The sequence below is a fragment of the Streptomyces sp. NPDC059534 genome (genome assembly GCF_042743475.1).
Taxonomy (GTDB): Bacteria; Actinomycetota; Actinomycetes; order Streptomycetales; family Streptomycetaceae; genus Streptomyces.
The window spans coordinates 1-21659 of the sequence record NZ_JBHWAQ010000047.1; the positions used below are offsets into that span (position 1 = coordinate 1).

Sequence of the window (21659 nt, forward strand, 5' to 3'; positions counted from 1 at the left end):
GGCGGACGCCGGGACCGGGACCGGGGCGGGCTCCGCTTCGGGATGCGGGAGTTCCAGGCGCGCCTCGGTTCTGGCCGCGGGCGCGGAAAAGGCCCGGACGTCGACCGAGCTGAGATGCTCGGTCGCCGCGTCCGGGTCCACGTCGGGCGTCGGGCCCTCCGCCGTACGGTCCCGCTCCTTGAGCTCCTTGGCGTACCGGCGCTCCATGCCCGCCCGTCCGGAAAGCAGCCGGATGGCGGTGCTGAAGCGTTCCGTCGGACGGGCTTCGTTCAGCTCGTCCTGCCTGCGGAGCCACATCGGCACCAAGTAGGCGGCCCAGGCCCCGACGATGACTGCGTAGATGAGGCCGCTGCTGCTCACGCCTCACACGGTAGAGGGGTTCGCGTGGGGCCATCGGCCAATTGGCCCGGTGTGTCGCACGATCTGGCTGATATCACTGAACTTTTTTGTGATTGTTCAGATCGTTTGCATGCCAACTGCCGATTGAATTCGAACACTTATCGCATTCTTGCCTGATGCCAGCGCCTCAACAGCCCCTCCGGCACCTCTTCCGCCGTCAACGCGAAGACCAGATGATCGCGCCAGCCACCGTCGATGTGGAGATAGCGGGGCCGCAGCCCCTCCTCGCGGAATCCGAGCTTCTCCACCACCCGGCGCGAAGGCCCGTTCTCCGGACGGATGCACACCTCCATGCGGTGCAGCCCCACCGCGCGGAAGCAGTGGTCGACGGCGAGCGCGACCGCCGTCGGCATGACCCCGCGCCCGGCGACCTCGCTGTCCACCCAGTAGCCCACGTGCCCGGAGCACATCGAGCCCCAGGTGATCCCGGCCACCGTCAACTGCCCGACGAGCCGCCCCTGGTACTCGATCACGAACGGCAGCATCCGCCCCGCGTTCGCCTCCGACCGCAGATGGCGCACCATCTGACGGTAGGTCGGCCGCTGCGCGACCGGCCCGCCCGGGGGCGGCGGCGGAACCGTCGCCTCCCAGGGCCGCAGCCATTCGCGGTTGCGCCGGTTCACCTCGCGCCAGGCCCGCTGGTCGCGCATCCTTATCGGCCGGAGCACGACGTCCCCGTCCACGAGGACCACCGGCCAGGTCGGGATCACGACGGTCTCGGGTGGTCGCCGCCGCGGATCTGGTCGACGGCGTGCCGCAGGATCGGCTCCAGGACGGTGAGACCGTCCCGCACCCCGCCGGTGGACCCGGGCAGATTCACGATCAGGGTGCCGCCCGCGACCCCCGCGAGGCCGCGCGAGAGCGCCGCCGTGGGCACCTTCTCCCGGCCGTGGGCGCGGATCGCCTCCGGGATGCCGGGGATCTCCCGCTCCAGGATCCGGCGGGTCGCCTCGGGCGTCTCGTCGGTGGGCGAGATGCCCGTGCCGCCGGTGGTGACCACCACGTCGTACCCGGCGGCCACCGCCGCCCGCAGCGCCGCCTCGACCGGCGCGCCGTCCGGGACGACCTGCGGGCCGTCGACGGCGAAGCCCATGGCGGTCAGGCCCGCGGCGATCAGCGGGCCGCCCTTGTCCTCGTAGACCCCGGCGGACGCCCGGTTGGAGGCGGTGACGACGAGCGCCGCGTACGGCGAGAGGAGCGCGCCGCCCGCACCGGCGTCGAGCGCCGCCGCGGGTGCCTCCTCGTGCTCGTGCGCTCCGGCCACCCGGCCCCCGCGCGTCACGACCCGCTCCGCGTCCAGTGACCCGACTTGCCGCCCGTCTTCTCCTCCACCCGTACGTCGGAGATGACCGCGCCCTTGTCGACCGCCTTGATCATGTCGACGACCGTCAGGGCGGCCACCGAGACCGCCGTCAGGGCCTCCATCTCGACGCCCGTGCGGTCCGTGGTCCTCACCGTCGCGAGGATCTCCACCGCCTCGTCGGTGACCGCGAGGTCCAGGGTGACGCCCGAGACGGCGAGCGGGTGGCAGAGCGGGATGAGGTCGGGGGTCTTCTTGGCGCCCATGATCCCCGCGATCCGGGCGGTGGCGAGCGCGTCGCCCTTCGGGACGCCCTCGCCGCGCAGCAGCTCGATCACGCGCGGCGAGACGAGGACCCGCCCGCTGGCCCGCGCGGTGCGGGACGTGACGTCCTTCGCGGAGACGTCGACCATGCGGGCCGCACCCGCCTCGTCGATGTGGGTGAGACCTTGCTGCGTGCTCATGGCCGTGACACTCCCGGTCGCTGTTTGGGGACGACACCGTACCCCCACCCTCGCCCCCTCAGCCGAGGAGGACCACTTCCAGCGTGCTGCCCGGCTCCACGCCCTCGGCCTCCTCCGGGACCACGAGCAGGCAGTCCGCGTGCGCGAGGGCCGCGATCAGATGGGATCCGGCGCCGCCCACGGGGGTGACGGTGCCGGCCTCCGGGTCGTAGGTGCCCCGCAGGAACTGGCGGCGGCCGGGCGGCGACGAGAGCGCCTTATCGGCCGCGAGGACCGCCTGGACGCGGGGCCGGTGGAGGTCCTCGACGCCCATCAGGGCACGGATCGCGGGCCGGACGAACAGCTCGAAGGAGACGTACGAGGAGACCGGGTTGCCCGGCAGGGCGAGCAGGGGGATCTGCTCGGCGCCGATCGCGCCGAAGCCCTGCGGCTTGCCGGGCTGCATGGCCAGCTTGCGGAAGTCGACCTGGCCGTCGGCGGTCAGCGCCTCCTTCACCACGTCGTACGCGCCGACGCTGACCCCGCCCGTGGTCACGATGAGGTCGGCCCGGATGAGCTGGTCCTCGATGGTGCCGCGCAGCGACTCCGCGTCGTCGGCGACGGCCCCCACCCGGTAGGCGAGCGCCCCGGCGTCCCGGGCGGCCGCGGCGAGCGCGAAGCTGTTGGAGTCGTGGATCTGGCCCTCGCCGAGCGGTTCGCCGGGCTGGACCAGTTCGCTGCCGGTGGAGATCACGACCACCCGCGGCCGGGGACGGACCTTCACGGTGCCCCGGCCGATCGCGGCCAGCAGGCCGATCTGCGGCGGCCCCAGGACGGTGCCCGCCGCCAGGGCCAGTTCGCCGGCCCGTACGTCGCTGCCCGCCGTGCGGACGTGGGCTCCGGCCGCGGCGGACCGGTGGATCCGCACCTCGCCCCCGGCACCCTCGGGCGCGGTGCTCGCGGCGCGCATGCCGGTGGCCGCGCCCCCGCCCGTGCCGCCGTCGGTCCACTCGACGGGGACGACGGCCTCGGCGCCGGGCGGCACCGGGGCGCCGGTCATGATCCGGGCGGCCTGTCCGGGGCCGACGGTGGGCAGACCGCCGTCGCCGGCGGCGACGTCGCCGACGACGGTGAGGACGGCGGGGAACTCCTCGGTGGCTCCGGCGACATCGGCGACCCGGACCGCGTAGCCGTCCATGGAGCTGTTGTCGAAGGGGGGCAGCGCGACCGGCACCGTCACGTCCTCGACGAGGACGCAGCCCTGGGCGTCGAGGAGTTGCAGCTCGATGGGTTCGAGCGGGCCGACGGTCGCGAGGATGTCGGCCAGGTGCTCGTCCACCGACCACAGGCCGCGGGCCGGGCCCGCGCAGGGGTCCGCCGGGGCCGTCCCGTGGTCGTGGCCGCTGTCGTCGGGGGACGGCGACGGTGCCGTGCTGCTGCTCAAGGTGCTACATCTCCTCGCTGACGTATCTCCGGAGCCAGGCCCGGAAGTCCGGTCCCAGATCTTCACGTTCGCACGCGAGTCTGACAATGGCACGCAGATAGTCCCCGCGGTCGCCGGTGTCATAGCGGCGCCCCTTGAACACGACGCCGTGCACGGGGCCGCCGATCTTCTCGTCGGCGGCGAGCTTCTGCAGGGCGTCGGTCAGCTGGATCTCGCCGCCGCGGCCCGGCTCGGTGTCCCGCAGCGTCTCGAAGACGGCCGGATCCAGGACGTAGCGGCCGATGACCGCGTAGTTGCTCGGGGCCTCGGCCGGCTCCGGCTTCTCGACCAGGTCCGTCACCCGCACCACGTCGGAGTCGACGGTCGCCTCGACCGCGGCGCAGCCGTACAGGTGGATCTGCGAGGGTTCGACCTCCATCAGGGCGATCACGCTGCCGCCCTCGCGCTCCTGGACCTCGACCATGCGGGCCAGCAGCGGGTCGCGCGGGTCGATCAGGTCGTCGCCGAGGAGGACGGCGAAGGGCTGGTCGCCGACGTGCGGAGCGGCGCACAGCACGGCGTGGCCGAGGCCGCGCGGGGCGCCCTGGCGCACGTAGTGCATGGTGGCGAGGTCACTGGATTCCTGGACCTTGGAGAGGCGTTCGTCGTCGCCTTTCCGGGTCAGGGCTTCCTCCAGCTCGTAGTTCCGGTCGAAATGGTCCTCCAGGGGACGCTTGTTCCGGCCGGTGATCATGAGCACGTCGGAGAGGCCGGCGGCGACGGCTTCCTCCACGACGTACTGGATGGCCGGCTTGTCGACGACCGGCAGCATCTCCTTGGGCGTCGCCTTGGTCGCCGGGAGGAAGCGGGTGCCGAGGCCGGCGGCCGGGATGACAGCCTTGCTGATCCGGCCGAGCCTGGGAAGCGACTGATTCATGCGGTGCACCTTAGCCGTTCGGAATGAGAGGAAGATGTGGCTTCGGTTAACTTCCTCCACATAAAGACAGTTACATGAGTTTCGTGGCTATACAGAGGCTGTCATGACACCTGAGATGTCCGAAAAAACCCTGCTCCGCAGTCGACTTCTGGCCGCCCGGGCCGCGCTGAGTGCTGATTCCCTGGCGGACACGGCCGAATCCCTCGCCCGCCGGGGTGTGGAACTGGCCGAACTCGCGGAGGCCACCACCGTCGCCGCGTATGTGTCGGTGGGCCGCGAACCGGGAACGCGCGCGCTGCTCGACGCGCTCCACGCGCGCGGGGTCCGGGTCCTGCTGCCCGTCCTGCTCCCCGACAACGACCTGGACTGGGCCGCGTACGAGGGTCCGGAGCGGCTGGCGAAGGCCGGCCGGGGGCTACTCGAACCGGTCGGGCCGCGGCTGGGCCCCGAGGCGGTGTGCGCCGCCGACACGGTCCTGCTGCCGGGCCTCGCGGTCGACGGGCGCGGGATGCGGCTCGGCCGCGGCGGCGGCTCGTACGACCGGGTGCTCGCCCGGCTCGCGCGGGCGGGCGCGGACCCCGCCCTGGTGGTCCTCCTGTACGCGGACGAGGTGGTCGCCCGGGTCCCGGAGGAACCGCACGACCACCCCGTGCACGCGGCGGTGACCCCGGCCGGGGTCACCCGCTTCCGCCCCTGATCAGGGCTTGAGGACCAGCGTGTCCTTCGTCGCCGCGGTGACCGCCGCGGCGCCGTAGGCCCAGTCGAGGAGCTCGCCCTTGGCCCAGGCGTCCGTCTGGTCGGTGTAGTTCGAGTGGAAGGCGTGGCCGGAGGCGCCGGTCAGGTTGATCCACCGGGACTTGTCCCAGTCGCCGACGTTGACCACCATCCGCATCGACGGCACCCAGATGACCTCGTAGCCGCCGGCCGCGTTCCAGCCGGTCGCGTCGACCGCGGCCTCGCCGCCGCCCAGGTTCCACGGGCCGCGGTTGAGGAGCTGCTGCACGACGCCGGGGCCGGCGGTGCCGAGGGTCTGGTTCTTCAGGGTCAGCTGGTGCAGCCGGCCCCAGCTCCAGGTGGTGACGTCCTTGCCGAGCTTGGCGGTCAGCTCCCAGCGCGCGTCCTTCATGGCCTGCGCGAGCAGCTGGTCACGGGTCTCGGTGGGCTGGTTGGTGCGGTCGCCCGGGGTCGTCCACCACGTGCTCTTCTCCTGCTTGAGGAGCGGGCGGACCACCTCGTACCAGCGGTCGCCGCCGTCGGGCTGCGCCGAGTCGGGGTCGCGCTGGCCGCATTCCCGTACGAGCTTGTTCTGCTCGTCGACCGGGCCGGTGGCGTCGACCGGGCGGACGTTGATGCAGTCGCCCTCGGCGCGCAGCTCCTTGGGCAGCTTGTTCCCGAAGGCGAGCTTGAGGACGTTGCGCCAGACCGCGTTGAAGTAGGCGGCGGCGGCCGAGTCGGGCTCCTGGGTGTAGTCCCAGCCTTCGAGGAGCTTCTGCGCCTCGCGGACGTAGGGGTCGGAGATGTCGATCTTCAGCAGCAGCGGGTTGAGGAGCGTGGCGATCTCGCTGCGGTTGTCCGTCTGCATGGTCCGCATGTCGTCCGGCGAGATCTTGCCGCCGTCCTTGGTCTTCGACTCGATGAGGTCGTTGATCCGCTGGCTGCGCGAGCCGTAGCCCCAGTCCTCGGTGAGCAGGTCGGGGTAGGTCTTCTCGTCGATCACGGCCTGGTTGGCGGTGACGATGTAGCCGCGCTTCGGGTTGAACTCGTAGGGCAGCTGCTCGAAGGGGACGTATCCCTTCCAGCGGTAGGTGGAGTCCCAGCCGGGGGCCGGCAGGGTGCCGTCGCCCTTGGTGCGCCGGGGGATCTTGCCCGGGGACTGGTAGCCGATGTTGCCCGCGGTGTCGGCGTAGATCAGGTTCTGCGAGGGGACCTCGAAGTTCCTGGCCGCGGCCCGGAAGGTGGTGAAGTCCTTGGCGCGGTCGATCGCGAAGATCGCGTCCATCGACCTGCCGGGCTGGAGGGCGGTCCACTGGAGGGAGACGCCGTAGCCGGTGCCGCGGTCGGGGGCTGCGTTGCCGACGGGGGCCTTCTGGCCGACCTTCTCCAGTTCGGAGGAGCGGTCGGAGACGAGCGGGCCGTGGTCGGTGGAGCGGACGGTGATCTTGCGGTCGTCGCCGCCCGCGACCTTGATGATCTCCTCGCGGCTGTCGAAGGGCTTGACCTTGCCGTCGACGAGGTAGCCGTCGGGGCCGACGCGCTCCAGGTAGAGGTCGGTGACGTCGGCGCCGAGGTTGGTGAGACCCCAGGCGATCTTGTCGTTGTGCCCGATGATCACACCGGGCATGCCGGAGAAGGTGTAGCCGGCGACGTCGTAGCGGCAGGTGGCCGAGACCGAGCGGCAGTGCAGACCCATCTGGTACCAGAGGGACGGCAGCTGGGGCGCGAGGTGCGGGTCGTTGGCGAGCAGCGGCTTGCCGGAGGTCGTCAGGTTCCCGGAGACGACCCAGGAGTTGGAGCCGATGCCGTTGCCGTTGGGGCCGAGCAGGGCGGGGATCGTGTCGAGGACCTCGGAGAGCGCCCCGAGCTGGGACTGCGTACCGGAGGCGTCGGAGCCGCCGGGGCCGTTGCCCGGGGTGTCGCCGGTGGTCGCGCCGTCGCCCTCGCCGGCCTCGGCCTTCGGGTCGAACTTCCCGGTGGACTCGTCGACGGCGCCCTGGCCCACGATCGGCTGGTGGAGCGCGTACGGGTAGGCCGGGTACAGCTGCTTGATCTGCGCCGCGCTCAGCCGGCTGGTCAGCAGGGAGCGGTCGATCTCGTCCTGCATGTTGCCGCGCAGGTCCCAGGCCATCGCCTTCAGCCAGGCCACCGAGTCGACCGGGGTCCACGGCTCGATCGCGTAGTCGTTGGTCAGGGCCAGGGCCGCGTACTCGACCGAGATGTCCGCGGGCTTCTCATGGTCCTTCAGATAGGCGTTGACGCCCTCCGCGTACGCCTGGAGGTACTTCTTCGTCTCCGGCGACAGGACGCTGTCGTACTCCTGCTGCGCGACCCGGCGCCAGCCCAGCGTGCGCAGGAAGGCGTCGGTGTCGACCTGGCTCTCGCCGAACATCTCGGAGAGCCGGCCCGCGGTCACGTGCCGGCGGACGTCCATCTCGTAGAACCGGTCCTGCGCCTGGACATAGCCCTGGGCGCGGAAGAGGTCCGCCTCGTTGTCGGCGTAGATCTGCGGGACGCCGTTCGCGTCGCGCTTGACCTCCACCTCGCCGGAGAGCTTGTCGAGCCGGATCTCGCCGCTGGTCTGCGGGAACGAGGCCCGGACGGTGCTGACACCCCAGTACCCGCCGAATCCGATGCCCGCGACCAGTGCGAGGACCAGGAGGAGGAGGAGCAGGCGGGCGCGCCGCCCTTTCTTCTTGGCGGGGGGCGCGGTCGTGTTGGAGGGCATCGCTGTCCTTCGAGGGGCAGGGTGGTCCTGGAGTACGGGAGCCACCTTAGGCGCAGCGTCCGGGCGGCCTGGACGCGGTGTCAGGAAGAGAACCGTACTGATGAGCGAGGAGGCGCAAAGACGGCGTCAAGAAAACGTTAAAGATTAGGTAAGGTAACGAAGTGTCGTCCGCTGGAGGAACGATCCAGCTGCACGCGAGGGGAAGGAACGGCCACTGACTGTCCACCAGCTCAACGAACTCCTGCTCATCTGCTCGCTCGTGTTGCTGATCGCGGTCGCGGCCGTGCGGATCTCCTCCCGCAGCGGTCTCCCCAGCCTCCTGCTGTACCTGGGCATCGGCATCGCCATAGGCCAGGACGGCATCGGGAACGTCGCCTTCGACAACGCCGAACTCACCCAGGTCATCGGCTACGCGGCCCTCGTCGTGATCCTCGCCGAGGGCGGTCTCGGCACGAAGTGGAAGGAGATCAAGCCGGCGCTGCCCGCCGCGGTCGTCCTCTCCACCGTCGGCGTCGCCGTCAGCGTCGGCATCACGGCCGCCGGCGCCCACTACCTGGTCGGCCTCGACTGGCGGCAGGCCCTGATCATCGGCGCCGTCGTCTCCTCCACCGACGCCGCGGCCGTCTTCTCCGTCCTGCGCAAGGTGCCCCTGCCCTCGCGGGTCACCGGTGTCCTGGAGGCCGAGTCCGGCTTCAACGACGCCCCCGTCGTCATCCTCGTCGTCGCCTTCTCCACCGCGGGACCGGTCGACCACTGGTACGCGCTCGTCGGCGAGATCGCCCTCGAACTCGCCATCGGCGTCGCCGTCGGTCTCGCCGTCGGCTTCGTCGGCGCCTACGGCCTGCGGCACATCGCCCTGCCCGCCTCCGGCCTCTACCCGATCGCCGTCATGGCCATCGCGGTCGTCGCGTACGCCGCCGGCGCCATGGCCCACGGCTCCGGCTTCCTCGCCGTCTACCTGGCCTCGATGGTCCTCGGCAACGCCAAGCTGCCGCACGCGCCCGCGAACCGCGGCTTCGCCGAGGGACTCGGCTGGATCGCCCAGATCGGCATGTTCGTCCTGCTCGGCCTGCTCGTCACCCCGCACGAGCTCGTCCACGACTTCTGGCCCGCCGTCGTCATCGGCCTGGTCCTCACGGTGGTCGCCCGGCCCATGGAGGTCCTGGTCAGCCTGCTGCCGTTCCGGATCCCCTGGCAGGAGCAGGCCCTGATGTCCTGGGCCGGCCTGCGCGGCGCCGTGCCCATCATCCTCGCCACCATCCCGATGGTCTCCGACATCGAGGGCAGCGAGCGGATCTTCAACATCGTCTTCGTCCTCGTCGTCGTCTACACCCTCGTCCAGGGCCCGACCCTCCCCTGGCTCGCGAAGGCCCTGAAGCTCGGCGACTCCGCGGAGGCCGCCGACCTCGGCGTCGAATCCGCGCCCCTGGAGCGGCTCCGCGGCCACCTGCTCTCCGTCGCCATCCCGGAGCACTCCCGGATGCACGGCGTCGAGGTCGGCGAGCTGCGCCTGCCGGCCGGAGCGGCCGTCACCCTCGTCGTACGGGACGGGGCGAGCTTCGTCCCCGGGCCGGCCACCGTCCTGCGGCACCACGACGAGCTCCTCGTCGTCACGACCGACCCGGTGCGCGACGCCACCGAACGGCGGCTGCGGGCGGTCGGCCAGGGCGGCAAGCTCGCCGGCTGGCTCGGCACGGGCGGCGCGACGGCGGCCTCCGCCCCCGCGGGCACGGCCCTGCGCTTCCACCGCCCCGGCGAACCCCGCAAGGGAACATCCGGTTAATCCGAGGCATTAATTCAGGGACAGGAGCGTTTTCCCAGGCAGGAGGACGTTCTTCCCTGTACCATGAAGGCACACCTGATCGAACCAACTCTGCCTGACGCAGAGCTGGCGCGACCGTATGGCGGCCGTGGCGCCCCTCCGCAGTGGGGCCGGCCCGGTATCTACCGCAGTAACGCGCATGAGGACAGCTCTCGGCGACACCCGCACCACCGTGCCGGGGGCGCGCTACCAGGCGGCAGAAAGGCCAGGACCGTGGCGTCCACGGTCATCTCGGACAAGCGGCCCGGCTACGGGCAGCTGCTGCGCACCCCCGGTGCGCTGTCCTTCCTGCTCCCCGGGTTCGCCGCCCGGCAGCCCTTCGCGATGCTGACCATCGGCATCGTCCTGCTCGTCCAGCACACCACCGGCTCGTTCGGCAGCGCCGGCGCCGTCGCCGCCGCCACCGGGGTCTCCATGGCGCTCTTCGCGCCGCAGAGCGGCAAGCTCGCCGACCGCTACGGCCAGCGCGCCGTGCTGATCCCCGGCGTCCTCGTCCACACCGCGTCCGTCTCCCTGCTCGTGGCCCTCGCCCTGGGCGGCGCCCCGCTCTGGGCGCTGTTCCTGGCCGCCGTGCCCGCCGGTGCCTCCGTGCCCCAGGTCGGCCCGATGGTCCGGGCCCGCTGGGCCGCCAAGCTCGACGGCACCCCGCTGATGCCGACCGCCGCGGCCTTCGAGTCCGTCACGGACGAGTTCACCTTCGTCGTCGGACCCGTCCTCGCCACCGCCCTGTGCACCGGCATCCACCCGGCCGCCGGCCTGATCGCCGAGGCCGCCCTCACCCTCGTCGGCGGCCTGTTCTTCGCCGCCCAGCGCGCCACCCAGCCCGCGCACGGCGTCGCCGCGGCCACCTCGGCCGAGCCCCGCCGCTCCGCCCTCTCCATCCCGGGCGTCCGCGTCCTGATCGTCGCCTTCCTCGGCATCGGCGCCGTCTTCGGCGGTATGCAGGTCTCCCTCACGGCCTTCACCGAGGAGATCGGCAACCCCGGCGCCAACGGTCTGCTCTACGGGGTCTTCGCCGCCGGCAACATGCTCGCGGGCATCGCCATGGGCGCCGTCGCCTGGAAGACCGGCCCCCGCCGCCGCCTCATCCTCGGCTACGCCGGACTCACCGTCGCCGCCTCCCTGCTGTGGACCGCGCACTCGGTGCTGCTCCTCGGCGCCCTGGGCCTGGTCGTGGGCCTGTGCATCGCCCCCGCGCTCATCACCGGGTACACCATCGTCGAGACCCTGATCCCGGCCTCGTCCCGTACCGAGGCGTTCACCTGGCTCACCGGCGCCGTCGCGCTCGGCCAGGCCGCGGCCGTCACGGTCGCCGGCCGGCTCGCCGACGCACACGGCGCGAGCAGCGGTTTCCTGGTGCCGATGGTGGGCACGGCGCTCGCCCTGGCCACGCTCCTCGCCCTGCGGTCACGGCTGCAGCCGCGCGAGACCAGCCGGGTCGCCGCGCGTGGTATCGGTCACCGCGTGCCGGTGGCGGTGGACTGATCCCACGGAATACGTCAGTATGGATCGTCGTTAGCACTCGATGAGTGTGAGTGCCAGGAGGAAGTCACAGTGCCGACCTACCAGTACCAGTGCACCGAGTGCGGCGAAGCCCTCGAGGCGGTGCAGAAGTTCACCGATGACGCGCTGACCGAGTGCCCCAGCTGCCAGGGACGCCTGAAGAAGGTGTTCTCGGCCGTCGGCATCGTCTTCAAGGGCTCCGGCTTCTACCGGAACGACAGCCGCGGCTCGTCGTCCAGCAGCTCGCCGGCCTCGAAGTCCTCGACCCCGTCGACCTCGTCCACGTCCACGACGTCGGACGCGAAGCCGGCCGCGTCGACCTCGTCGTCCGCTTCCTCCTCCTCGGCCTCGTCGTCGAGCACCGGAAGCTCGGCCGCCTGAGCAGGTTCTTCCCCGAGGGTCCCGTCGCCTTGCGCGACGGGACCCTCGGCGTTCGCCCACCCCGCGCATAGGGTGACCACCATGGCGACCCATGACGCGTACGCGGAGATCGGCGTGATCGGCGGCTCCGGCCTCTACTCCTTCCTGGAGGACGTCACGGAGGTGTCCGTCGACACCCCCTACGGCAGCCCCAGCGACTCCCTCTTCCTCGGCGAGATCGCCGGCCGGCGGGTCGCCTTCCTCCCCCGGCACGGCCGCGGCCACAGCGTCCCGCCGCACCGCGTCAACTACCGCGCCAACCTCTGGGCGCTCCGCTCCCTGGGCGTACGGCAGGTCCTCGGGCCCTGCGCGGTCGGCGGACTGCGCGAGGAGCACGGGCCGGGCACCCTCGTCGTGCCGGACCAGCTCGTCGACCGTACGAAGAGCCGGGCACAGACCTACTTCGACGGGGAACGGCGGTCCGACGGCGTCGTCCCGCGCGTCGTCCACGTCACCTTCGCCGACCCGTACTGCCCGGACGGGCGCCGGGCCGCGGTCAAGGCCGCCCGGGGGCGGGGCTGGGAACCGGTCGACGGCGGCACGATGGTCGTGATCGAGGGGCCCCGCTTCTCCACCCGCGCCGAATCGCGGTGGCACGCCGCCGCCGGCTGGTCCGTCGTCGGCATGACCGGTCACCCCGAGGCCGTCCTCGCCCGCGAACTGGGCCTCTGCTACACCTCCCTCGCGCTCGTCACCGACCTCGACGCGGGCGCCGAGACCGGCGAGGGCGTCTCCCACACGGAGGTGCTGCGGGTGTTCGGCGAGAACGTGGGACGGCTGCGCGAGGTGCTGGTCGACGCCGTGGGCGCACTGCCGGCCACCATCGACCGGGACTGCCTGTGCACGCACGCGCACGACGGCTGGGACCTGGGGATCGAACTGCCGTAAACCCCTCCCGGGGGTGGCGTGGTTCTCCACAGGCCGGGGGTGATCCCCAAGCCGGAGCGGGACGGGAGCGGGGCCGGGACAGTGGGGCGAGTTCCCCCCTCACACGCCCCGGCCAGACAGGCGGTACCCCGCATGACCACCACCCTCCCCTCCGTTCCCGCTCCCCGCACGGTGCCGCCCTTCGAGCCGCTGCGGGTCCGCGGCGCCCGGCACCGGCTGCGGAGGGCGCTGCGGAGCGGACGGCTCGCCCCGGCGCTGCTCCTCGCCCTGACGGCGGCGGCGCTGGCCTTCGCGAGCGGCACAGGCCCGGGCGGGGGCGGCTTCGGCCCCGGCTCCGGCTCCAGCGAGGCCGCAGCCTCGGGTGCCGGCGGGCCCACGGCCGTCGCCCGTGCGCGGCCGCCCGCCGCCGCTCCCCTGGTGTCCGCGCCGGTCCGGATCGCCGACGCGGCGACCGTGCGGCTGCTGCGGCCCGGTGACCGGGTGGACGTGATCGCCGCTCCCAACTCCGCGCTGGGCGAGGGAGGTGAGGCCCGCGTGGTCGCGACGGGCGCCCGAGTGGCCGAAGTTCCGCGGCCGGGCGAGACTCGACCGGACGGAGGGGCGCTCGTCGTCCTGTCCGTGCCACGGCCGACGGCGACCGCGCTGGCAGGTGCCGGTGTCACGTCCCAACTGGCGGTGACAGTGTGCTGATTCGCACTGACTGTCTGTCAAGTCACCGTCCCGTGTGTACGGATTGGACGCCCTCGCGCCGTTCACGGCCTAATGGCTCCGCAGACAGCAGCTCACACGACGAAAGGCACCTTGGTGGCGCAGAAGAAGGAAAGCTTGCTCGGAGGCTTCAGGGCCTTCTTGATGCGCGGCAACGTGATCGACCTGGCGGTCGCGGTCGTCATCGGTGCCGCGTTCACGAACATCGTGAACTCGGTGGTCAAGGGCATCATCAACCCGGTCGTCGGCGCCTTCGGCACCAAGGACCTGGAGAGCTACGCGTCCTGCCTCAAGGACCCCTGCAAGGTGGTCAACGGGGAGATGCAGGGCATCCAGATCCAGTGGGGTCTGGTCCTCAGCGCGGTGCTGAGCTTCCTGATCACCGCGGCCGTCGTCTACTTCCTGATGGTCCTGCCGATGGCCAGGATCCTCGCCAAGCGCGCCGCGCACGACAAGGCGAAGGAAGGCGTCGCGGAGACCATGGAGATCAGCGAGCTCGAGGTGCTCAAGGAGATCCGCGACCACCTCGTCGCCCAGCGCGGCCCCTCGACGGGCACGGGAACGGGCGCCGGGTCCGGCTCCGGCGGCTCGGGGACGCACCCCACCTCCTGACCCGCGTCTCGCGCGGGGTTCAGAGGTGGTGCGGCGGCTTCTCGTCCAGGAAGCGCGCGAGGTCGGCGGCGCTGTCGCCGCCGGCGGGAGGCCGCTCGCCCCACCCGCGGTCCGTGTCGTCCGCGGACTGCTGGTCCAGCGGATCGTCGAAGACGATCACCGGCTTCGGCCTGTCCGTGGCGCTGGATGGGGTGCCGGGCCGCTTCGCGTCTCGCGGTCCGTGGGCGGGGGCGGTGCTCATGCCTTCAGGGTACGCCCGCTCCCCCGCCCCGCACCCGCCTGATCTGCACATTCCGGGCCCGCGACCCTTCGGGTCAGCGGTCCGCCAGGTCAGCGGTCCGCCGGGTCAGCGGCCTTCGGGTCAGCGGTCCTTCGGGTCGAGGAGCCAGAGGCCGAGGACCACGAGGAACGACAGGACGAGGAATCCCGTCCCCCACCAGGCGGTACCGGTGTCACCGGTCATCCACTCGTCCACCACGATCGTCAAGCCCCAGAGCTGGCCGATCACGACCGTCAGCGCCAGCGCGAGACGGGCGGACAGCTTCGAGGAGCGCTCCGGCTCCTGCTCCGCGCCGGCGCCCGGCCCCGGCCCGGTGTGCCGGATCCGGGGATCGCCGTAGCCGCTGGTGGGACGGATCTGCGGATAGCGCTCGCGCACCGGCCGGTTCAGCCGCGGCTGCGCGCTGCCGGGTGTGTACGCGGGGGGCCGCGGGGGCTCGGGATCCACACCCCCGGCGGGCCCGGCCGGCGGCCGCGGGGCCTCCGGGTCGTGGGGGAACGCGCTCTCGCTCATGTCCGCTCACTCCTCTCCGCCGTCTTGCCGCCCGGGCCGGAGCCGAATCCCGGGCAGAACGGACGGTCGTCGCCGTTCTGGCGGCAGAAGCCCTCGACGGCGCTCTCGCCGGAGCGGGCCGTCCCGATCGCCCAGACGCTTCCGTCGACCTGCTCGATGAGCAGCACCTTCGGCAGGCCCCTCGGCGGCGGGCCCGCGGTCACCTCTCCCGTACGGGCGTCGAAGATCCCCTCGTGGCAGGGGCAGTACAGCTCGCCCTCGCTCCCCCGGTCCTTGCGCCACAGGACGGCGCAGGCGAGGTGGGTGCAGACGGCGGAGTAGCCGGTGAGGGTGCCGTCCTCCATGCGGACGGCGATCGCCCGGTCCTCGTCCCCCGGATAGCGGAAGGCCAGCGACTCCCCGCGCTCGATCCGGTCGGCGATCCTCTTGGGCTCGGGGGCGCCCTCGCTGTCGCCGTGCCGGTGCAGGATGCCGGAGGCGACGGCGACGCCGCCGACGGCCAGGCCGCCGGAGACGGTCGCGACGATCCGCAGGTAGTCGCGGCGGGTGGTCAGCGAGTCGGCGGCGATCCGGTCGTGGAGCGCCTCCTGGGCCGCGTCGCGGGCGTCCGGTGCGGGCGGCTGGGGGTCGGTGACGCTCAACGGACATCCCTTCCATTGATCTCGACGACGGGCAGCCCGCCGGGGACCGGCCACTGGACCTTGTCGGCGGGGACGACCATCGCCACACCGGTGGAGACGGTGGTGCTGCCGAAGGTGAAGGAGTCGGCCACCTGGACGCCGGGGCGCTCGGCCCGGAGTTCGTCGAGGGTGCCGTAGAAGAGGGCGCCGGTGGGGCAGACGGTGGCGCACATCGGGGCGAGGCCGTAGGCGGTGCGGTCGTAGCAGAGGTTGCACTTCATCTGGAGCTTCGCCTGGAGGTCGATCTTGGGGACGCCGAAGGGGCAGGCGTTGACGCAGTTGGCGCAGCCGATGCAGCGGGTGGTGTCGGCCTGCTGCACGACGCCGTCGGCGGTCACGAGGATCGCGTCGGCGGGGCAGACCTCGGCGCAGGGCGCGACGGGGTCCTCGCAGTGCATGCAGACGGTGGGGAGGGAGGCGACGGAGTGGCCCTCGTCGGGGTAGTCGAGGTGGATCATCGACTTGCCGCGGTGGGAGTCGCATTCGCGGCAGGCCGAGACGCATGCCTGGCAGCCGATGCAGCGGCCCGGGTCGATGAAGATCGTGCGGCCCATCATGTGCGGGTCAGCTCCTCTCCGCGGTGCCGCGGCCCTGGGGGGAGGTGGGGGGCAGCGGGTCGCTGCGGGAGACCTGGGTCTCCGGGTACGCCTGGTGTCCTGGGGCGGTGGGGGGCGCGGGGACCTCGTCGACGTGTGCGGCGGCCTCGATGCGGGCGGCGCAGACCTTGTACTCCGGGATCTTGGAGCGGGGGTCGAGGGCGTCGATGGTGAGGGCGTTCGCCGCGGTGGGGACGGGCCAGTGGTAGGGGATGAACACGGTGTCGGGGCGGATGGCCTCGGTGACGAGGGCCGGGAAGACCTCGCTGCCGCGGCGGGTCACGACCCGGACGGGGTCGCCGTTGCGGAAGCCGTGCGAGGGGTGGACCTCGACCCAGGGTCGTGGGGTCTGCTCGACGAGGGCGCCGAGCCGGCGGGTCTGGTTGCCGGAGAGGAAGTGGGCGACGGTGCGGCCGGTGGTGAGCGAGAGGGGGTACTCCTCGCTGTACGGGTCCATGGGCGGGTGCCATTCGACGGCCTGCAGGTGGGTCCTGCCGTCGGGGTGGTAGGTGCGGCCGTCCTCGAAGAGGCGGGGCGTGCCGGGGTGCTCGGTGGTGGGGCACGGCCAGGCGATGCCGCCGGTCTCCTCCAGGCGCTCGTAGGTGATGCCGTAGTAGTCGTTGACGGTTCCGGCGGAGGCGATCCGGAGTTCCTCGAAGACGGAGCGGGAGTCGGGGAACGCGAACTTGTCGCCCGCGCCGAGCCGCCGGGCGAGTTCGCACATGACCCAGGTGTCGGTGCGGACGCCGGCGGGTGGTTCCTGCGCCTTGTTGTGCTTGACGACCCGGGCCTCGGCGTTCGCCATGACGCCCTCGTCCTCGGCCCAGACGGTGACGGGGAAGACCACGTGCGCGTTGGCGGCGGTCTCGGAGAGGAAGAAGTCGAACTGGGCGTGGAACTCGAGGGTGTCGTAGCCGTCCTTGACGGTGGCGTAGTTCGGCAGGGAGACGAAGGGGTTGTTGCAGATGCCGACGAGGCCCCGGATCTCCTTGCGCTGCATCTGCCAGACCATCTCCATCATGGAGGTGCCGGCGGGCGGCAGTTCGGCCTCGTCGATGCCCCAGATCTCGCAGATCTGGCGGCGGTGCTCGGGGTTGGTGATGGAGCGGCCGCCGGGCAGGAGGTCGGACTTCTGGCCGTGCTCACGGCCTCCCTGGCCGTTGCCCTGGCCGGTGATGGTGCCGTATCCGGCGCCGGGCTTGCCGATGTTCCCGGTGGCGACGCAGAGGTTGATGATGGTGAGGCAGTTCTCGACGCCCTGGGAGTGGTGCTCGACGCCGCGGGCGTGCCAGGCCATGGCCTTGCCGGCACCGGCGAACATCCGGGCGACCTGGACGATCTGCTCCACGGGGACGCCGCAGATCTGCGCCGAGCGGGCGGGCGGGTAGTCGGCGACGGTCTTCTTCACCTCGTCCCAGCCGGTGGTGTGGGCGGCGAGGTACGCCTCGTCGGTGAGGCCCTCGGCGACGACGACGTTCAGGACGGCGTTGAAGAAGGCGGAGTCGGTGCCGGGCTTGAGGGCGACGTGGATGTCGGCGGTGCGGGCGATCGCGGTCTCGCGCGGATCGACCACGATGAGGGTGGCGCCCCGGTCGCGGGCCCCCCACAGGTACTGGGTCATGACGGGGAAGCACTCGCCGACGTTGGAGCCCGCGATGAGGAGGCAGTCGGTGAGGAGGATGTCGGAGAAGGGGTTGCCGGCCCGGTCGATGCCGAAGGCCAGTTTGTTGGCCCCGGCGGCGGAGACCATGCAGAGGCGTCCGTTGTAGTCGACGTGCCGGGACTTGAGGGCGACGCGGGCGAACTTGCCGACGAGGTAGGTCTTCTCGGAGAACAGGCTGGCGCCGCCGAGCAGCCCGAAGGCGTCGTTGCCGTACTCGCCCTGGATCCGGCGGATCTCGGCGACGGTCCGGTCGAGGGCCTCGTCCCAGCTGACCTCGCGGAACTCCTCGTCGCGGTTCCTGCGCATGAGCGGCGCGGTGAGCCGGTCGGGGTGGTTGACCTGCTGGTACGCGTTGATGCCCTTGGGGCAGAGCCGCATCCGGTTGATGTCGTGGTCGCGGGGTTCGACACCGAAGACCTTCCCCCCGCGGTCGACCCGGAGGTACATCCCGCACTGGACCCCGCAGAAGCAGCAGTGGGTCGGCACGAGCGTCTCCCCGTTCTGGTCCGCGTGCCACCGGTCGGCGGGGATGCCTCCGGCGTCCCGGAAGTTCCGCGTCCCGGGCGGGGCGAGAGAGGGGTCGAGCGGCAGCGGCTGCCCAGGGGTGGTCGCGGGGTCGGACGCGGTCACTTGAAGCCCTTCTTCACTTGGTCGAGGTAGGCGTTGCCGCGGAGGACGCGCTTGCAGCGGGGGCAGTAGCGGGCCCACTCGTCGAAGCCGAGGTCGAGGTCGCGCATGGTGCCCTGGAGGTTCTCGACGTACGGGGCGGTGTCGATGGGCTCGTGGCAGCGGAGGCAGCCGAGCACCTCCTCGTCCTTGCGGCGGGAGGTGTACTTGAAGAGCTGCATGCCGACGGCGGCGGGCCGCTGGACGATGTGGAAGAACTTGCCGAACGGGATGTAGATGAGGGTGAAGACGACGGAGACCATGTGCAGGACGGCGAGGAACTCGTAGCCGCCGCCGTGCAGGAAGATCGACGAGAAGGTCAGCAGGAGCCCGGTCACCGAGATGACGATGAGGCAGATCAGGGGCACCAGGTCGTAGGCGAAGCGCTGGCCGGTGATGGCTCCGCGGTCCTTCATGCGGCGCCAGAGGAAGTAGGAGGCGCCGGCGATGACGAGGACGGCGGCGATGTCGAGGCCGTGGAACATCAGCCAGCCGAGAATGCCGAGGGAGTCGAAGCCGATGACCTTGAAGCCCCAGATCCGCATCTCGTAGCCGGGGCCCGAGCCGGTCGACGAGGTGAAGGTGAACCAGCCCCAGGTCAGGGGGAAGGTGATCGCGGCGGCGAGCAGGCAGCCCCAGAAGACGAGTTGGTGGGCGGCCCAGCGGGCGTGGGAGCGGGCGCCGAGGAACTTCTGGAAGCCGAGGTAGGTGGCGATCATCTTCGGCAGGGCGGTGGGCGCCCGGCGGAAGTTCGCGGCGGAGAAGAAGGACCGCCAGCCCTGCCGGAAGAGGCGCCGGGCGCCGGGGGCGGAGATCCAGACGGTGTAGCGGTAGGCGACGCCGAAGGCGAGGAAGACGGTGGCGACCGCGTAGGGCAGGAGGGCCGAGTCGAAGTCGCGAAGCAGCCGGCTTCCGAAGACGATCGCGACGATCAGGAGGGCGGAGACGACGGCCCCCGCGAGGCCGGCGCGGCGGCGCACGGCGGCGGGGGTCTGCGGCGGGGGCCCGGCGGCGGATGGCTCCCCCGGGGCGGGGGCGCCGGCGGCCGGGTCGCCCGGAGTGGGTGTCGGATCGACGGTCTGCGGTGGCTCGGTCACGCGGCCACGGTAAGACCGTACGGGCCGTTTTTCCTGTTTTGCATGGTTACTGGGTGGAGCGTCGCTCAGACGGCGTGCAGGCCGTGGGCCTGGAAGACCTCGCGGGCCGCGGCGACCTGCCGGGGCGTCGGGGACGGGGTGTCGTGCAGGGTGAACGGCATGGCGAGTGCCTGCCACTTCGCTTCGCCGAGGGAAGGTGACGAAGCGGGTGCCGGGGCCGTCGACGCCGGTGGACAGGTCCCAGGAGTGCACCGAGCCCTCGGAGGGCCGCCGGGTCGCCGCGGCGGCGGGCGTGGCCGGGGTGGCGGGCCCGAGGCGAGGCTGGTCATGGCAGGGCCTCTTTCGATCGTGTGGGGTGCGCCCCGGGGCCGGGGTGAGGGCCCGGCCCCGGGTGCGAGGGGGCTACAGCGAGCCGTGGAAGGTCCGGTTCAGGACGTCGAGCTGCCGTTCGCGGGTGAGCCGGACGAAGTTGACCGCGTAGCCGGAGACCCGGATGGTCAGCTGCGGGTAGTTCTCCGGGTGCTCCATGGCGTCCGTCAGGGTGTCGCGGTTGAGGACGTTGACGTTCATGTGGAAGCCGTCGCCGGCCATGTAGCCGTCGAGGACGCCCGCGAGGTTCCTGATCCGCTCCTCGGGGGTGCGGCCCAGGCCGTCGGGGGTGACGGTGCTGGTGAGCGAGATGCCGTGAGGGGTACGTGAGTGCCGATGGTCGCCGGACGGGCGGGCCTAGGTCCCGTCGGCGGCGGGCCGGAGGAACCGGGAGCACCGGCGGCCCGACCTCGGGTCGTCGCGCTTCGACCGCGCGGTCACCCGGGGGCTGAGCGGCGGGCGGGCGGTGTCCCTCGCGCCGCACGACCGGCTGCGCGCCGCCGAACGGGCGGGCGGCGGTCCGGGCCGCCCGACGCCGTCGCCGTACGCCGCCGCCCGCTGACCGCCCCGCTGTCTCCCGCCCCCGTGCGTGGCATGTGGGCGGGCCGGCCTCCGGCTCTGCTGTGCTGGGGCGCATGACACAACCGTTTCTCCCCCTCACCGCACGCTCCCGCGAGGAGTCGCACCGGGCCGCGACGCCCCTGGAGCTCTTCTTCGACCTGTGCTTCGTCGTCGCCGTCGCCCAGGCGGGCGCCGAACTCGTGCACGCCGTGGCCGAGGGCCACACCGGCGAGGGGATCGCCACCTACGCGATGGTGTTCTTCGCGATCTGGTGGGCGTGGATGAACTTCACCTGGTTCGCCTCGGCCTACGACAACGACGACGTCCTGTACCGCGTCATCACCCTCGTCCAGATCGCCGGCGTGCTCATCCTCGCCGCGGGTGTCTCGCGCGCCGCCCAGGAGCACGACTTCCTCGTCGTCTACCTCGGCTACCTCGTCATGCGTCTCGCGCTGGCCTCGCAGTGGCTGCGCGCCGCCCACCACGCCACCGACCCCGTCGAGCGGACGATGTGCCGGCGGTACGCGGGCGGGGTCGTCGCCTGCCAGATCGGCTGGCTCGCGCTGGTCCTCGCGCCGGAGCCGGCCCGCCCCTGGGTGTTCCTCGTCATGGCGCTCGCCGAGATGGCCGTGCCCGTGTTCGCGGAGAAGGACGCCCCCAGCACCTGGCACCCGCACCACATCGCCGAGCGGTACGGCCTGTTCACCATCATCGTGCTCGGCGAGACCGTCGCCGCCGCGACCGTCGCCGTGAAGTCGGGCATCGTCGAGCACGACGCGCTCGGCGAGCTGCTGCCGATCGCCGCCGGCGGTCTGCTGCTGGTCTTCGCCGCCTGGTGGATCTACTTCGTCGTCCCCGCGCACGACCGGCTGACCTCCAGCCGCCAGGGCTTCCTGTGGGGCTACGGCCACTACGTCATCTTCGCCTCGGCCGCCGCGGTCGGCGCGGGCCTGGAGATCGCCGTCGAGCAGTCCGTGGGCAAGGCGCACATCTCCACCCTCGCCGCCTCGGCGGCGGTGACGATCCCGTCGGCCGTGTTCCTGCTGTCCGTGTGGCTGCTGCACGCCCGGTACTTCAAGGTCGGCATCGCCCAGCAGCTCGTGCTGCCGGTCTCGGCGTTCGCCATCCTGATGTGCTCGTTCGCGGGCCGCTGGGCGGTCCTCGCCGCCGGACTCGTCGCCGCCGCGACCGTCGCGGTCGGCGTGACCCTGACCGCCCGGAACCCGGCGCCCCGGCCCGCGACCGGCTGACGGCCGCCTCCCCTTGGGGCCGCCCCCCCCATCGGCCTGGAACGGCTGGTGCCGCTGCTGCGGGACGGGGGAAGGATCGTCACATCG

20 protein-coding genes and 2 pseudogenes are annotated in these 21659 nt (G+C 72.0%); 8 read left to right on the top strand and 14 right to left on the bottom strand.

All coding sequences use genetic code 11. The features are described 5' to 3' along the window. The 6 genes and pseudogenes from ACFVZH_RS34955 to galU all read right to left on the bottom strand — a co-directional run. Positions 1–360: pseudogene (locus ACFVZH_RS34955) on the bottom strand (hypothetical protein); the annotation flags it as partial. Between the two features lie 137 nt (positions 361–497). After that, a complete protein-coding gene (locus ACFVZH_RS34960) occupies positions 498–1109 on the bottom strand; it encodes a GNAT family N-acetyltransferase (RefSeq protein WP_384903854.1) in 612 nt (203 codons plus the stop codon). Then, positions 1106–1681 carry a molybdenum cofactor biosynthesis protein B gene (locus ACFVZH_RS34965; protein WP_384903856.1) on the bottom strand — a complete coding sequence of 192 codons (576 nt, stop codon included), beginning with the start codon at positions 1679–1681 and terminating at the stop codon, positions 1106–1108. The genes ACFVZH_RS34960 and ACFVZH_RS34965 overlap by 4 nt, the downstream gene beginning before the upstream one ends. Continuing rightward, positions 1678–2163 carry a cyclic pyranopterin monophosphate synthase MoaC gene (moaC, locus tag ACFVZH_RS34970; RefSeq protein ID WP_384903857.1) on the bottom strand — a complete coding sequence of 162 codons (486 nt, stop codon included), beginning with the start codon at positions 2161–2163 and terminating at the stop codon, positions 1678–1680. The genes ACFVZH_RS34965 and moaC overlap by 4 nt, the downstream gene beginning before the upstream one ends. Positions 2164–2221: 58 nt before the next feature. Further along, the gene (gene glp, locus ACFVZH_RS34975) at positions 2222–3586 is read right to left on the bottom strand and encodes a gephyrin-like molybdotransferase Glp (RefSeq protein ID WP_384903859.1); all 1365 of its coding nucleotides are present in this window, start codon (positions 3584–3586) and stop codon (positions 2222–2224) included. Positions 3587–3590: 4 nt separating this feature from the next. Continuing rightward, positions 3591–4502 (bottom strand): UTP--glucose-1-phosphate uridylyltransferase GalU, encoded by a 912-nt coding sequence (gene galU, locus ACFVZH_RS34980; protein WP_384903861.1) that lies wholly within the window; start codon positions 4500–4502, stop codon positions 3591–3593. Between the two features lie 103 nt (positions 4503–4605). Here galU and ACFVZH_RS34985 point away from each other — a divergent pair, with 103 nt between their 5' ends. Beyond that, positions 4606–5199: a 5-formyltetrahydrofolate cyclo-ligase gene (locus tag ACFVZH_RS34985; protein WP_384903863.1), complete on the top strand. Its 594-nt coding sequence runs from the start codon at positions 4606–4608 to the stop codon at positions 5197–5199. Here ACFVZH_RS34985 and ACFVZH_RS34990 read toward each other — a convergent pair whose 3' ends face one another. Next, on the bottom strand, positions 5200–7944 hold the full coding sequence (locus tag ACFVZH_RS34990) for a penicillin acylase family protein (RefSeq protein ID WP_384903865.1): 2745 nt from the start codon (positions 7942–7944) through the stop codon (positions 5200–5202). A 259-nt stretch (positions 7945–8203) separates the two neighbouring features. Between ACFVZH_RS34990 and ACFVZH_RS34995 the strand changes: the two genes are divergently transcribed. The 6 genes from ACFVZH_RS34995 to mscL all read left to right on the top strand — a co-directional run bounded on the left by ACFVZH_RS34995 (position 8204) and on the right by mscL (position 13897). Further along, entirely contained in the window at positions 8204–9727 is a 1524-nt protein-coding gene (locus ACFVZH_RS34995) for a potassium/proton antiporter (protein ID WP_384903867.1), read from the top strand. Positions 9728–9979: 252 nt separating this feature from the next. Beyond that, complete coding sequence (locus ACFVZH_RS35000; RefSeq protein WP_384903869.1) at positions 9980–11251, top strand: MFS transporter; 1272 nt, start codon at positions 9980–9982, stop codon at positions 11249–11251. Positions 11252–11320: 69 nt separating this feature from the next. Continuing rightward, a complete protein-coding gene (locus ACFVZH_RS35005) occupies positions 11321–11650 on the top strand; it encodes an FmdB family zinc ribbon protein (protein WP_384903871.1) in 330 nt (109 codons plus the stop codon). 81 nt (positions 11651–11731) lie between these two features. Beyond that, positions 11732–12577, top strand: a complete 846-nt coding sequence (locus ACFVZH_RS35010) for an S-methyl-5'-thioadenosine phosphorylase (RefSeq protein WP_384903872.1) — start codon at positions 11732–11734, stop codon at positions 12575–12577. 132 nt (positions 12578–12709) lie between these two features. After that, the gene (locus ACFVZH_RS35015) at positions 12710–13267 is read left to right on the top strand and encodes a hypothetical protein (RefSeq protein ID WP_384903874.1); all 558 of its coding nucleotides are present in this window, start codon (positions 12710–12712) and stop codon (positions 13265–13267) included. Between the two features lie 72 nt (positions 13268–13339). Then, entirely contained in the window at positions 13340–13897 is a 558-nt protein-coding gene (gene mscL, locus ACFVZH_RS35020) for a large conductance mechanosensitive channel protein MscL (RefSeq protein WP_384903876.1), read from the top strand. Positions 13898–13916: 19 nt separating this feature from the next. On the opposite strand, the gene ACFVZH_RS35025 is transcribed toward mscL, so the two are convergent. The 7 genes and pseudogenes from ACFVZH_RS35025 to ACFVZH_RS35055 form a co-directional block, all read right to left on the bottom strand. Further along, positions 13917–14138 carry a hypothetical protein gene (locus ACFVZH_RS35025; protein WP_384903878.1) on the bottom strand — a complete coding sequence of 74 codons (222 nt, stop codon included), beginning with the start codon at positions 14136–14138 and terminating at the stop codon, positions 13917–13919. 120 nt (positions 14139–14258) lie between these two features. Continuing rightward, entirely contained in the window at positions 14259–14690 is a 432-nt protein-coding gene (locus ACFVZH_RS35030) for a hypothetical protein (RefSeq protein ID WP_384903880.1), read from the bottom strand. After that, positions 14687–15331 carry a ubiquinol-cytochrome c reductase iron-sulfur subunit gene (locus tag ACFVZH_RS35035; RefSeq protein WP_384903882.1) on the bottom strand — a complete coding sequence of 215 codons (645 nt, stop codon included), beginning with the start codon at positions 15329–15331 and terminating at the stop codon, positions 14687–14689. The genes ACFVZH_RS35030 and ACFVZH_RS35035 overlap by 4 nt, the downstream gene beginning before the upstream one ends. Continuing rightward, positions 15328–15927: a 4Fe-4S dicluster domain-containing protein gene (locus tag ACFVZH_RS35040; RefSeq protein ID WP_351216634.1), complete on the bottom strand. Its 600-nt coding sequence runs from the start codon at positions 15925–15927 to the stop codon at positions 15328–15330. Before ACFVZH_RS35040 ends, ACFVZH_RS35035 begins: the two co-directional genes overlap by 4 nt. Before the next feature lie 7 nt (positions 15928–15934). Further along, positions 15935–18259, bottom strand: coding sequence for a molybdopterin oxidoreductase family protein (locus ACFVZH_RS35045; RefSeq protein WP_384903884.1), 2325 nt, complete (start codon positions 18257–18259; stop codon positions 15935–15937). After that, on the bottom strand, positions 18256–19392 hold the full coding sequence (locus ACFVZH_RS35050; protein ID WP_384903886.1) for an MFS transporter: 1137 nt from the start codon (positions 19390–19392) through the stop codon (positions 18256–18258). The genes ACFVZH_RS35045 and ACFVZH_RS35050 overlap by 4 nt, the downstream gene beginning before the upstream one ends. A 402-nt stretch (positions 19393–19794) precedes the next feature. Beyond that, a pseudogene (locus tag ACFVZH_RS35055) lies at positions 19795–20076 on the bottom strand (glycine radical domain-containing protein); the annotation flags it as partial. A 320-nt stretch (positions 20077–20396) separates the two neighbouring features. On the opposite strand from ACFVZH_RS35055, the gene ACFVZH_RS35060 reads away from it, so the two are divergent. Continuing rightward, a complete protein-coding gene (locus ACFVZH_RS35060) occupies positions 20397–21572 on the top strand; it encodes a low temperature requirement protein A (RefSeq protein WP_384903888.1) in 1176 nt (391 codons plus the stop codon). Positions 21573–21659 lie beyond the last annotated feature (87 nt).

Bases quoted from the DNA above. Each gene is read 5' to 3' on its own strand.
- moaC (WP_384903857.1), bottom strand. From the start codon at position 2,163: ATGAGCACGCAGCAAGGTCTCACCCACATCGACGAGGCGGGTGCGGCC.
- galU (WP_384903861.1), bottom strand. From the start codon at position 4,502: ATGAATCAGTCGCTTCCCAGGCTCGGCCGGATCAGCAAGGCTGTCATC.
- ACFVZH_RS34985 (WP_384903863.1), top strand. From the start codon at position 4,606: ATGACACCTGAGATGTCCGAAAAAACCCTGCTCCGCAGTCGACTTCTG.
- ACFVZH_RS34990 (WP_384903865.1), bottom strand. From the start codon at position 7,944: ATGCCCTCCAACACGACCGCGCCCCCCGCCAAGAAGAAAGGGCGGCGC.
- ACFVZH_RS35010 (WP_384903872.1), top strand. From the start codon at position 11,732: ATGGCGACCCATGACGCGTACGCGGAGATCGGCGTGATCGGCGGCTCC.
- ACFVZH_RS35015 (WP_384903874.1), top strand. From the start codon at position 12,710: ATGACCACCACCCTCCCCTCCGTTCCCGCTCCCCGCACGGTGCCGCCC.
- mscL (WP_384903876.1), top strand. From the start codon at position 13,340: ATGGCTCCGCAGACAGCAGCTCACACGACGAAAGGCACCTTGGTGGCG.
- ACFVZH_RS35025 (WP_384903878.1), bottom strand. From the start codon at position 14,138: ATGAGCACCGCCCCCGCCCACGGACCGCGAGACGCGAAGCGGCCCGGC.
- ACFVZH_RS35030 (WP_384903880.1), bottom strand. From the start codon at position 14,690: ATGAGCGAGAGCGCGTTCCCCCACGACCCGGAGGCCCCGCGGCCGCCG.
- ACFVZH_RS35040 (WP_351216634.1), bottom strand. From the start codon at position 15,927: ATGATGGGCCGCACGATCTTCATCGACCCGGGCCGCTGCATCGGCTGC.
- ACFVZH_RS35060 (WP_384903888.1), top strand. From the start codon at position 20,397: ATGACACAACCGTTTCTCCCCCTCACCGCACGCTCCCGCGAGGAGTCG.